This window comes from Streptomyces sp. NBC_00096 (assembly GCF_045041305.1).
Taxonomy (GTDB): Bacteria; Actinomycetota; Actinomycetes; order Streptomycetales; family Streptomycetaceae; genus Streptomyces.
In genome coordinates this window covers 1,905,695-1,916,120 of record NZ_CP108221.1, presented here as the reverse complement: position 1 = coordinate 1,916,120, position 10,426 = coordinate 1,905,695, and the positions used below count along the sequence as shown (strand labels likewise).

The window sequence follows — 10,426 nt, the reverse complement described above, 5'->3', positions numbered from 1 at the left end:
CCGCTGAACGACGCCCCCGGGGAATGGTGTCAGATCCAGGGGAGGGCTCACAGGCCCCGACCCCCGTCCGCACCGAACCCCGGCCGAGCCAGAGCCACTCTACCGGCCGGGGAAACGGGACATCAGTGCTCGGGGTTGCTCGTGACCAGTTCGGTCAGGACGCCGTGGCAGTCCTTGGGGTGCAGGAAGGTGATCGAGGAGTCCATCGAGCCGGTGCGGGGCTGGTCGTAGAGGACGCGGACGCCCTTGCCGCGGATGGCCTCCGAGTCGCCCTGGACGTCCTCGGTGCCGAAGGCGATGTGGTGGACGCCCTCGCCGTTCTTGGCCAGCCACTTGCCGACCGCGGAGTCCTCGCGGGTGGGCTCCAGGAGCTGGAGGTAGGAGGCGCCGCCGTCGGAGGTCTCGTTGATCTTGAGCATGGCCTCGCGGACGCCCTGCTCCTCGTTGACCTCGGAGTGGAACACCTCGAAGCCGTAGGTGGCACGGTAGAACTCAACCGTCTTGTCCAGGTCGAAGCAGGCGATCCCGATGTGGTCGATTCTTGTCAGCATGGACACAGTGCAGCGCTCCGGGTGGTGGTTACGCAACGTGCGCGCGATCACACTGGCGCGCCGGTGACGCCACGGGTACCGCTCAGTACATTCGGGTAAACCCTCGTTCACTCCTCATCATCAAGGGGCTGTGCTCCATGTCCGGAACGAACAACACCACGTCAGTGATCGTCGCCGGGGCCCGCACGCCCATGGGACGGCTGCTGGGCTCGCTGAAGTCCTTCTCGGGCGCCGACCTCGGCGGCTTCGCCATCAAGTCCGCGCTGGAGCGGGCCGGGATCTCCGGCGACCAGGTCCAGTACGTGATCATGGGCCAGGTGCTCCAGGCCGGTGCGGGCCAGATTCCCGCCCGCCAGGCCGCCGTCAAGGGCGGGATCCCGATGAACGTGCCCGCGCTCACCATCAACAAGGTGTGCCTGTCGGGCCTCGACGCCATCGCCCTGGCCGACCAGCTCATCCGCGCCGGGGAGTTCGACATCGTGGTCGCGGGCGGCCAGGAGTCCATGACCAACGCCCCGCACCTGCTGCCGAAGTCCCGCGAGGGCTACAAGTACGGTGCCATCGAGATGCTCGACGCGATGGCCTACGACGGCCTCACCGACGCCTTCGAGAACATCGCGATGGGCGAGTCCACCGAGAAGCACAACACCCGTCTGGGCATCGAGCGCGCCCCGCAGGACGCCTTCGCGGCCACCTCCCACCAGCGGGCCGCCGCCGCGCAGAAGAACGGCGTCTTCGAGGCCGAGATCACCCCGGTCGAGATCCCGCAGCGCAAGGGCGACCCGGTGATCTTCTCGCAGGACGAGGGCATCCGTCCCGAGACCACCGCCGAGTCCCTCGGCAAGCTGCGCCCGGCCTTCGCCAAGGACGGCACCATCACCGCCGGCACCTCCTCGCAGATCAGCGACGGCGCGGCCGCCGTGGTCGTGATGAGCAAGGCCAAGGCCGAGGAGCTGGGCCTGGAGTGGCTCGCCGAGATCGGCGCCCACGGCAACGTGGCCGGCCCGGACAACTCGCTCCAGTCGCAGCCCTCCAACGCGATCCTGCACGCCCTGAAGAAGGACGGCCTGGAGGTCGCCGACCTGGACCTGATCGAGATCAACGAGGCCTTCGCGGCGGTCGCCGTGCAGTCGATGAAGGACCTCGGAGTGACCCCGGAAAAGGTGAACGTCAACGGCGGCGCCATCGCCCTGGGTCACCCGATCGGCATGTCCGGTGCCCGTGTGGTGCTGCACCTGGCGCTGGAGCTCAAGCGCCGCGGCGGCGGCGTCGGCGCGGCCGCCCTGTGCGGTGGCGGCGGGCAGGGCGACGCCCTGATCGTCCGCGTGCCGTAGCGGGCCGCCCGCAGCCGGCCGCCCAGAGCACGACCCGTACGAGAACCGAGGAGCGCACACGTATGACGGCGGTGGACGTCCCCCAGCTGGTGGCACAGGCCCGTGAGGGCAGGCCGCGAGCGGTCGCCCGGCTGATCTCGCTGGTCGAGGGGGCGTCCCCGCAGCTGCGCGAGGTGATGGCGGCGCTGGCGCCGCTCACGGGCAACGCGTACGTGGTGGGCCTCACGGGCTCCCCGGGGGTCGGCAAGTCCACGACCACCTCGGCGCTGGTCTCCGCGTACCGGCAGGCCGGCAAGCGGGTCGGCGTGCTGGCCGTCGACCCGTCCTCGCCGTTCAGCGGGGGCGCGCTGCTCGGCGACCGGGTGCGGATGTCGGACCACGCCTCCGACCCGGGGGTCTACATCCGCTCCATGGCCACCCGCGGCCACCTGGGCGGTCTCGCCTGGGCCGCGCCGCAGGCGATCCGGGTGCTGGACGCGGCCGGCTGCGAGGTGATCCTGGTCGAGACGGTCGGGGTCGGGCAGTCGGAGGTGGAGATCGCCGCGCAGGCCGACACCTCGGTGGTGCTGCTGGCTCCCGGCATGGGGGACGGGATCCAGGCCGCGAAGGCGGGCATCCTGGAGATCGGCGACGTCTACGTGGTGAACAAGGCCGACCGGGACGGCGCGGACGCCACGGCCCGGGAGCTGAACCACATGCTGAGCCTCGGGGAGTCCCGCGGCAAGGGCGACTGGCGGCCGCCGATCGTGAAGACGGTCGCGGCCCGGGGCACGGGCATCGACGAGCTGGTCGAGGCACTGGAGAAGCACCGGGCGTGGATGGACGAGCGCGGGGTGCTGGCGCAGCGCCGTACGGCCCGGGCCGCCCGCGAGGTAGAGACGATCGCGATCACCGCGCTGCGGGCCCGCCTGGCCGACCTGCACGGCGACACCCGGCTGGAGGCGCTGGCCGCCCGGGTGGCCGGGGGCGAGCTGGACCCCTACGCCGCCTCGGACGCGCTGCTGGCGACTCTGACGGAACCGGATGCGGAGCCCGCGGGCCGGTCATAGACTGGCGAACGCCCGGAATGCCCCAACGCAGGGAGGTTTCATGGCGAAGCGCGGCAACAAGAAGCGAGCCCGCAAGAAGAAGAAGGCCAACCACGGCAAGCGCCCCAACTCCTGACCGTGGGGAATTGACCGCATACGGAAGCCGCACCCCGTCATCGGGGTGCGGCTTCCGTATGCGGGGACCTGGCCCTCATGCCGGGACCTGTTCGCCCGGGTACCGGGACCTATCCGTTGTCGTCGTTCTTGTCGTTGTCGTGGGAGACGGTGGCCTTGCCGGACGTGGGGTCGACGTGGACGTTCGTCGTCCTGCCGTTGGACTTGATCTCCACGTTCCAGTAGGCGACGTTCTTGGCGTTGTCGTCGTCGTCCCACTCCACCGAATAGACCTGGCTGCCCTGACGGCCCGCGAGGGCGGCCTTCATGGCCTGCTGGGCGGTGACCTTCGCGGCGATCAGGGCGGCGTACTCGTTGCCCTCGTCGTTCTGGTCGTCGTTCTGGCCGTCGTCCATGACGGCTGCCTTTCCGCTGACCACGTTGACGCGCACCTCCGTGGTGCTGCCGTCCTTGCCGATCACGTTCACGTGCCAGATCGGCCCGTCCTTGCCGATGGACTTGATGACTCCGGGGTGGTCCTTGAGGGCCGCGGTGGCGGCCCCGTCGGCGTCGACCGACGCGCGCAGGGGCGCGGAGACCGGCGCGGAGCCGGTGGCCGCCGCGGCGGTGGACGCGGCGGCGGCCGCCACCGGTCCCGCGACGAGCAGGACCGCGGCGGCCGCGGCCGACGAGACGTACAGGGTGCGCTTCATGGCTTGACCTCCTCAGGCCGGCCATGGCGCTTACGGTTGCTCGGCGGCGGCCGGCGAGCGAGCGTTACCGCCCATTCTCCGGCCTCGGGCCGAGGAGCGCCGCCCGGGACTCCCGGGTCCGGGGCTCAGGCCTTGCCGCGCCCCGCGCGCAGGTGCTCGGCAACCGGGCTGAGGGACGCGCGTAGAGCTGCGAGCGCGTCCGGCGGGAGCAGGTCGATGAAGTGCCGGCGGACGGACGCCACGTGGTGCGGGGCGACCTTGCGCATCGTCTCCATGCCCTCGGGGGTGAGCACGGCGTAGAGCCCGCGGCGGTCGGACTCGCAGTTCATGCGGCGGACCAGGCCCGCCGATTCCATGCGGGTGATCTGGTGCGAGAGCCGGCTCTTGGACTGGAGGGTCGACGTCGCGAGATCGCTCATCCGCATCCGGTGTTCATCGGATTCGGAGAGGTTCACGAGGATCTCGTAGTCGTTGTTGGTGAGCCCGAAGGGCTGGAGATCCTTTTCCAGCTGGTGCATCAGCAGTCTGCTGACGTCCAGGTGGGTGCGCCAGGCACACTGCTCGGCGTCGTTCAGCCAGGGGGTGGCCGTCTCGGTCTCGATGGTCTCCATGAAAGAACTCTACCTAAGAAGTTGAATTGCGTACAAAAATCCCGGGTGGGAGGGGTGGTGCGGCTACAGCCCGAAGCGGCGCTGGAGATCACCCAGCTGCCCGGGCATCCGCGGAACGCCCAGCTGCCCGAGCGGCCCCTGCGCGGCCCCGGGGACGCCCTGCGCGTTGCCGGTGGCCGCACCGGCGCCCACGGCCCCGATCGCCTGCTCCGCCATCAGCATCTCCGACGACTGGAGCAGCACCGTACCGGCCCCCACGAACTCGAACTGGTGCTCCTCGCCCGAGGAACCGCCGATGCCCGTCAGTGAGCGCAGGCCGCCGATCACGCCCGACATGTATCCGTGGTCGTAGTGGTGGCAGGGGGAGGGGCAGTCCGCCCACCCCACCAGCGCCTGCGGGTCCACGCGCAGCGGCGGTTCCATGAACACCACCGGTCCATTGGACGCGGCCACGAACTTCCCGGTTCCGATCAAGGTGAGGAAACCGGGGACGATCGACTGCTTCAGCGCGAGCGAGGGCTGGTAGGCCAGCAGATTGCCCGACCGGATGGTCAGGTTGCCGTTGTCCAGATCGTACGAGTTCACGTCGAAGGCCCGGTCGGCGAGCAGCATCTTGCCCTGGCCCTCGGCCACCACCCAGTCGCTCGCGTGCAGCGGCGAGTGGAAGCTGGTGCGCAGCAGTCGGTCGAAGCGGCCGTGGCCGATGCCGTTGAAATCGATCCGCCCGTAGTAGGCGATCATCTTGCCCTTCTGCAGGAACCACTGGCTCCCTTTGAGCTCCACGCAGAAGGTGTAGGCGTTGACGTTGTCGTCGGACGGCAGGGTGTACGGGTCGAAGACCGTCGGCCCTCCCGGTCCACCGGTCACAGGACCAAAGTTCACAGCTTCTCCTCCGAGGCCTGTACGTACACCGCGCCCTGCCCGGACAGCTCCAGCTGGAAGGCCTCGCCCGAGCCGCGCCCGACCATGTCGCGCCAGCCCAGCGCCGTGGACAGCTTGTTGCGGACCTCGCCGTGGTGGGCGACGTAGGCCTGCGGGTCCACGTGGACGGGCCGCTGCGGGGTGATCGGCAGTTCGATGACCCCGCCGTGGGCCATCACGGCCACCGAGCCGTGACCCTTGAGGGTGGTGGTGAACAGGCCCTGGCCGCTCACCTGGCCGCGCACCATGCCCATGACCCCGCCCTGCGAGCCCATGAACATCGTCCCCTGCTGCAGGGTGCCGTCGAAGGCGAGCAGCCGGTCCGCCTCCACGTACAGGGTCTCCCCGGTCAGGTTGATCACCTGGATGTGGTGGCCACCGTGGCCGAACATCACGGTGCCGCTGCCCTCGACCTCCATCAGCGGGGTCTGCTCGTTCGCCACGCGGCGGCCGATCATGCCCATCACCCCGCCCTGGCCGCCGGTCAGGCTCGGGGTGAAGGAGACCTCGCCGCGGTACGCGAGCATCGCGCCGCGCTGGCTGTACATCTTCTGCCCCGGTACGACCTGGGCCTCGACCATCTTGGAATTGATCTCGCGGAACGGCATCAGATGTCGCCCCCGATGGTGTTGCGCTCGCTCGGCTGTACGTACACCAGGCCCTCGCCCTCGAAGCGGATCTGGAACGCCTCGCCGGAGCCCTCGCCGATCAGCGTGCGGAAGGTCACACCGGACTGGAAGGACTGCTGGAGGTTGCCGGTGTGCGCGATGTACGCCCCCGGGTCGACGGAGAGCGGGTACTGGGCGCTGACGCGCAGCACCACCGCCGGGCCGTCGGACATGATCGCCGCCTGCCCGTTGCCCTCGACGGTCGTGGTGAACAGGCCGTTGCCCGTCACCCCGCCGCGCAGGCCGGTGAAGGTGGTGCCGGTGCGTAGGCCGGCATCGGTGCACAGCAGGTTGCTGGACTCTACGTAAAGCTTCTCGCCGCGCAGATTGACCAGATTGATCTCACTCGCCCGGTCGGCGAAGAAGCAGGTGCCGTGACCCTGCACTTCCATCACGGTCATCTGTTCGCCGGTGAGCCGCCGGGTCACCATTCCGCGGAGGCCTTCGCCACCGCCGGTCATCTTTTTGAAGGCCATCTGGCCGTCGTACGCGACCATGGCGCCGTTCTTCGCTTTCACGGCGTCACCGGTCAGGTCGACGGCGAGCACCTTGCTGCCTTGGAGTCGGAACTGAGCCACGGGAAGACGTTATCGGCAGAGGGCGGGACCGAACAGGGCCCGTTGGCCGATATCGGCTCCGATCGGCCGCGACCGGGCCCCGCGCCAAGATCTTCCGGGGCGGCTGAGACACTGGGACGGACCCCCGGCATCCACCCCGAAGGTTCCACGTGGACATCAAGACCGCTTCCGCCCTGCACCGGCTGCGCCTCATCTCCGTACCGGAGGCACTGTCGTTCCCGGCGCTGCTGATCTTCGGCTCGGTGCTGAGCCGGATCTCGGACATCGACTACCTGATGATGCCGCTCGGCATCCTCCACGGGATCCTGTTCGTCATCTACGCGGTGTTCCTGCTGGATGTCTGGAACAAGGCCAAGTGGCCCCTGAAGAAGGTCGCCCTGTTCTTCCTGCTGGCCCTGGTCCCCTTCGGCGGGCTCTACGGCGACCGCGTCCTCAAGCGCGAGGAGTCGGCCGGCGTGCTCGCCGCCCGCGCCCGTGAGGCGGCCCGCGCATGATGATCGCCTTCTCGGTGACCCCGCTGGGCGTGGGCGAAGAGGTCGGCGAGTACGTCGCCGACGCCGTCCGCGTCGTCCGGGAATCCGGCCTGCCCAACCGCACGGACGCCATGTTCACCACCATCGAGGGGGAGTGGGACGAGGTGATGGACGTGGTGAAGCGCGCGGTGCAGGCCGTGGAGGCGCGTGCACCGCGGGTCTCCTTCATCCTCAAGGCCGATATCCGTCCCGGGGTCAAGGACGGCATCACCTCCAAGGTGGAGACGGTGGAACGCCACCTCGCCGGGGGCTGAGCCCCGCCCGCTGCCCGCTCGCACGGCGCGGACGTGTCACACGGAATGGACGTGCACATCGGGCGGCCGAAGCACTGACAGATACGCGGTGATGTCCTCCGGATCACTGGTGAAGATCACCGCGCTGCCGTGCTTGGCGGCGGCCAGGGCCACGCAGGCGTCAACGGCGTCCGGCCGCTTCTTCGGAGGCAGTTCGGCCTCCCCGAGGGCGGTACCGATTCTGCGCCAGTCCGTCAGGTCGAAGCCCATCGCGCAGGAGATGCACTCCGGACGGCCTGCCTTCGTCTCGCGCATCGGCGGGGCCGAAGTTCTTGCCTGTGGCACGGAACAGTCCTTGAGCGTCGTGGCCAGCGCATGTACCAGCGCCGGGTTGGGGCGCCACACTTGAGCCAGCACCGGCCCGAGGACAAGGGCCCGGTGCGGGGTCTCCTTCAGGGCTTCGTGCAGGTGAACCGCTTTGGCCTTGCGATCGGCGAGAGCGATGAGCATCCCGGTGTCGTAGACGGGCACCCTCCCCGCGCTCACGCGGCTTTTCCGGAACGCGCACCGGGCCGATCTGCCCCGTAGACGAGATCGAGGGCCGCCTCGACCTCCCGCCGCTCCTGCTCCGTCAGTGCCCCGAGGGCCGTGTCGTCCTGCGGCGCGCCCGCAGCCTCGGCTTCAGCCGCAGCGATCAAGGCGTCCACGTCCGCGAACTGCGCCTCAATGGTTTCGGTCTCCGCCATCTGCCGCGTCGCGGCGTGTACGAGGTAGGCGGAGACGTCCAAGCCGGCTCGCTCGGCATGCCGCCTGATGCGCTCGGCCTGGTCCTGCTCAAGGCTGATACTGATCCTGGTCTTGGCCACAGTCAAAGTGTATGACGCGTATTACGCTCCGCCAAGCCCGGCTCACCCCGTGGTGTCCGGGCGGAAACAGGGGCCAGGGTGCGCGCTCAGGGGTGCGCGCTTTCGGGAGAGTGGGACGAGGTGATGGACGTGGTGAAGCGCGCGGTGCAGGCCGTGGAGGCGCGTGCACCCCGGGTCTCCTTCATCCTCAAGGCCGACATCCGTCCCGGGGTCAAGGACGGCATCACCTCCAAGGTGGAGACGGTGGAACGCCACCCCGCCCAGGGCTGATCCCGCGCGGACACCCGTCCCGCCCAGGGCTGATCCCGTGCGGACACCCGTACGGCCCCCGCGCGAGGACACGAAGCGGAACCGCCCGCTCGGCCGAATCCAGTTCGACATGCCCAGGTATCTCCCCTTTCGTTGGGGTATCCACCTCGGTTTCGATCCCTGGAGGAACCGTGCGGCAGGAATCCTTCGACTACGAGACCCACAGCCGGCTCGCCGGTCCCCTCGAGGAGCCCGATCCTGCCGCCGCCTACCGGGTGACGTACCGTTCCCTGCTCGCGGGCGAGGACCTGCGGACCCGAATACGGGCCCTCGCGCTCATGACCCTGGCCCCCCTCGCCGCCGCCGGGCTGCTCCTCTACCTCGTCTGGCCCACGCACTGGACGGTCCGGGAGGGCGGCGAGCGCTGGCTGGTGCGGTGCGATGCCGTCATGCTCGGCTCCATCGCCCTGATCATGCTCTTCATGCTGGTCAACGTGGTGTCGATCGCCCACGCCACGATGGCCGCCCGGGACCCCGTGCCGGTCACCGCCGAACCCGGGACCCGCGTCGCCTTCCTCACCACCTACGTGCCCGGCAAGGAGCCCCTCGCCATGGCGGCCGCCACCCTGCGCGGGGCGGTGCGCGTGCGCCACGACGGGCCGCTCGACGTCTGGCTCCTCGACGAGGGCGACGACCCGGGGGCCAGGGCGCTGTGCGCGGAGCTCGGCGTGCACCACTTCACCCGCAAGGGCGTCGCCGAGTGGAACACCGCCGCGGGTGCCCACCGGGCACGCACCAAGCACGGCAACTACAATTCCTGGCTGGCCCGGCACGGCGGGGACTACGACTACTTCGCCTCCGTCGACACCGATCACGTACCGCTGCCGCAGTACCTGGAGCGGATGCTCGGCTTCTTCCGCGACCCCGACACCGCCTTCGTCGTCGGCCCGCAGGTCTACGGGAACTACACCACCGCGGTCACCAAGGCCGCCGAGTCCCAGCAGTACCTCTTCCACGCACTGATCCAGCGCGCGGGAAACCGCTACGGCGCCCCCATGTTCGTCGGCACCAACAACGCGGTGCGGATCAGCGCCCTCGTGCAGGTCGGCGGGCTCTGCGACTCCGTCACCGAGGACATGGCCACCGGCTTCGAACTGCACCGCCGCCGCAACCCCGCCACCGGGCGGTTCTGGCGCTCCGTCTACACCCCCGACGTGCTCGCGGTGGGGGAGGGGCCGAGCACCTGGACCGACTTCTTCACGCAGCAGCTGCGCTGGTCGAGGGGGACGTACGAGACCCTCCTGCGGCAGTACTGGCGCGGCTGCTTCCGGATGCCCCCGGGCCGCTGGCTCAACTACACGCTGATGCTCGTCTACTACCCCATGACGGCCGTCAACTGGCTGCTCGGGGTCCTCAGCTGCGTCCTGTTCCTGTGGTTCGGCGCCTCGGGAACCCAGGTCTCCTCCGAGGTCTGGCTGATGCTCTGGACCGACGCGGCCGCCCTCCAGGTCGGCCTGTACCTGTGGAACCGCCGTCACAACGTCTCCCCGCACGAGCCCGCCGGCTCCGGCGGGCTCGCCGGCATGGCCATGTCCGCGATCTGCGCGCCGGTCTACCTCAAGTCGCTCGGCTCGGCGGTGCTGCGCACGCGGGGCCGGTTCGTCGTCACCCCCAAGGGCGGCGTCGCCAGCCCCGACCGGCCCGCGACCTTCCGGATCCACCTCCTGTGGGCCGCCGTCCTGCTCGTCTCCCTCGCCGCCTCCGTGCGCTACGGCCACACCCACGCGGCCATGCGCCTGTGGGCGGTGCTGGCGCTGGCCGTCGCCCTCGCGCCGGTGGCCGTGTGGGGGGTGACGGCGCTGCGGAGCCGGTGCGGGCGCCGCGGCCGGGTGCGGGCGACCGTGCCCGGCGGGGAGGGCGGGCCGGGTGGTGGAGCCGGGCCGGGTGGTGGACCTGGGCCGGGTGGCGGACCTGGGCCGGGGGAGGAGCCGGAGCCCGCGTTCGCGACGACCACGGGAGGGAACTGA

Annotated in this window: 15 protein-coding genes; 7 read left to right on the top strand and 8 right to left on the bottom strand. The window is 70.0% G+C overall.

Translation table 11 applies throughout. From position 1 onward, the window contains the following. Positions 1-122: 122 nt before the first annotated feature. Positions 123-551 (bottom strand): methylmalonyl-CoA epimerase, encoded by a 429-nt coding sequence (mce, locus tag OG904_RS07970; protein WP_405488773.1) that lies wholly within the window; start codon positions 549-551, stop codon positions 123-125. A 137-nt stretch (positions 552-688) separates the two neighbouring features. Here mce and OG904_RS07965 point away from each other — a divergent pair, with 137 nt between their 5' ends. The 3 genes from OG904_RS07965 (at position 689) to OG904_RS07955 (ending at position 3,049) form a co-directional block, all read left to right on the top strand. After that, positions 689-1,885 (top strand): acetyl-CoA C-acetyltransferase, encoded by a 1,197-nt coding sequence (locus tag OG904_RS07965; RefSeq protein ID WP_405488771.1) that lies wholly within the window; start codon positions 689-691, stop codon positions 1,883-1,885. A 62-nt stretch (positions 1,886-1,947) separates the two neighbouring features. Further along, positions 1,948-2,934, top strand: a complete 987-nt coding sequence (meaB, locus tag OG904_RS07960) for a methylmalonyl Co-A mutase-associated GTPase MeaB (protein ID WP_405488769.1) — start codon at positions 1,948-1,950, stop codon at positions 2,932-2,934. Positions 2,935-2,974: 40 nt separating this feature from the next. Continuing rightward, entirely contained in the window at positions 2,975-3,049 is a 75-nt protein-coding gene (locus tag OG904_RS07955) for a 50S ribosomal protein bL37 (RefSeq protein WP_383947182.1), read from the top strand. A gap of 109 nt (positions 3,050-3,158) precedes the next feature. On the opposite strand, the gene OG904_RS07950 is transcribed toward OG904_RS07955, so the two are convergent. The 5 genes from OG904_RS07950 to OG904_RS07930 form a co-directional block, all read right to left on the bottom strand. Further along, positions 3,159-3,740 (bottom strand): PepSY domain-containing protein, encoded by a 582-nt coding sequence (locus OG904_RS07950; RefSeq protein WP_405488767.1) that lies wholly within the window; start codon positions 3,738-3,740, stop codon positions 3,159-3,161. 125 nt (positions 3,741-3,865) lie between these two features. Next, entirely contained in the window at positions 3,866-4,342 is a 477-nt protein-coding gene (locus OG904_RS07945; protein ID WP_405497855.1) for a MarR family winged helix-turn-helix transcriptional regulator, read from the bottom strand. 72 nt (positions 4,343-4,414) lie between these two features. Next, on the bottom strand, positions 4,415-5,218 hold the full coding sequence (locus OG904_RS07940; protein WP_405497853.1) for an AIM24 family protein: 804 nt from the start codon (positions 5,216-5,218) through the stop codon (positions 4,415-4,417). 11 nt (positions 5,219-5,229) lie between these two features. Beyond that, the gene (locus OG904_RS07935) at positions 5,230-5,880 is read right to left on the bottom strand and encodes an AIM24 family protein (protein WP_405488765.1); all 651 of its coding nucleotides are present in this window, start codon (positions 5,878-5,880) and stop codon (positions 5,230-5,232) included. Further along, positions 5,880-6,518, bottom strand: coding sequence for an AIM24 family protein (locus tag OG904_RS07930; RefSeq protein WP_405488763.1), 639 nt, complete (start codon positions 6,516-6,518; stop codon positions 5,880-5,882). The genes OG904_RS07935 and OG904_RS07930 overlap by 1 nt, the downstream gene beginning before the upstream one ends. Positions 6,519-6,667: 149 nt before the next feature. On the opposite strand from OG904_RS07930, the gene OG904_RS07925 reads away from it, so the two are divergent. Next, on the top strand, positions 6,668-7,012 hold the full coding sequence (locus OG904_RS07925) for a DUF3817 domain-containing protein (RefSeq protein WP_328300851.1): 345 nt from the start codon (positions 6,668-6,670) through the stop codon (positions 7,010-7,012). Then, on the top strand, positions 7,009-7,305 hold the full coding sequence (locus OG904_RS07920; protein WP_405488761.1) for an MTH1187 family thiamine-binding protein: 297 nt from the start codon (positions 7,009-7,011) through the stop codon (positions 7,303-7,305). Before OG904_RS07925 ends, OG904_RS07920 begins: the two co-directional genes overlap by 4 nt. Before the next feature lie 36 nt (positions 7,306-7,341). Here the strand turns inward: OG904_RS07920 and OG904_RS07915 are convergent, their stop codons facing one another. Together OG904_RS07915 and OG904_RS07910 are read right to left on the bottom strand one after the other, a co-directional pair. After that, on the bottom strand, positions 7,342-7,815 hold the full coding sequence (locus OG904_RS07915) for a hypothetical protein (protein ID WP_405488759.1): 474 nt from the start codon (positions 7,813-7,815) through the stop codon (positions 7,342-7,344). Between the two features lie 11 nt (positions 7,816-7,826). Beyond that, the gene (locus OG904_RS07910) at positions 7,827-8,150 is read right to left on the bottom strand and encodes a ribbon-helix-helix protein, CopG family (RefSeq protein WP_405488757.1); all 324 of its coding nucleotides are present in this window, start codon (positions 8,148-8,150) and stop codon (positions 7,827-7,829) included. Positions 8,151-8,228: 78 nt separating this feature from the next. On the opposite strand from OG904_RS07910, the gene OG904_RS07905 reads away from it, so the two are divergent. Both OG904_RS07905 and OG904_RS07900 read left to right on the top strand, forming a co-directional pair. Then, the gene (locus OG904_RS07905; RefSeq protein WP_405488755.1) at positions 8,229-8,420 is read left to right on the top strand and encodes an MTH1187 family thiamine-binding protein; all 192 of its coding nucleotides are present in this window, start codon (positions 8,229-8,231) and stop codon (positions 8,418-8,420) included. A 170-nt stretch (positions 8,421-8,590) separates the two neighbouring features. Then, the gene (locus OG904_RS07900; RefSeq protein WP_405488753.1) at positions 8,591-10,426 is read left to right on the top strand and encodes a glycosyltransferase family 2 protein; all 1,836 of its coding nucleotides are present in this window, start codon (positions 8,591-8,593) and stop codon (positions 10,424-10,426) included.

Excerpts from the sequence above, each read along its gene's own strand:
- OG904_RS07920 (WP_405488761.1), top strand. The coding sequence starts at position 7,009 with ATGATGATCGCCTTCTCGGTGACCCCGCTGGGCGTGGGCGAAGAGGTC.
- meaB (WP_405488769.1), top strand. The coding sequence starts at position 1,948 with ATGACGGCGGTGGACGTCCCCCAGCTGGTGGCACAGGCCCGTGAGGGC.
- OG904_RS07965 (WP_405488771.1), top strand. The coding sequence starts at position 689 with ATGTCCGGAACGAACAACACCACGTCAGTGATCGTCGCCGGGGCCCGC.
- OG904_RS07935 (WP_405488765.1), bottom strand. The coding sequence starts at position 5,880 with ATGCCGTTCCGCGAGATCAATTCCAAGATGGTCGAGGCCCAGGTCGTA.
- OG904_RS07950 (WP_405488767.1), bottom strand. The coding sequence starts at position 3,740 with ATGAAGCGCACCCTGTACGTCTCGTCGGCCGCGGCCGCCGCGGTCCTG.
- mce (WP_405488773.1), bottom strand. The coding sequence starts at position 551 with ATGCTGACAAGAATCGACCACATCGGGATCGCCTGCTTCGACCTGGAC.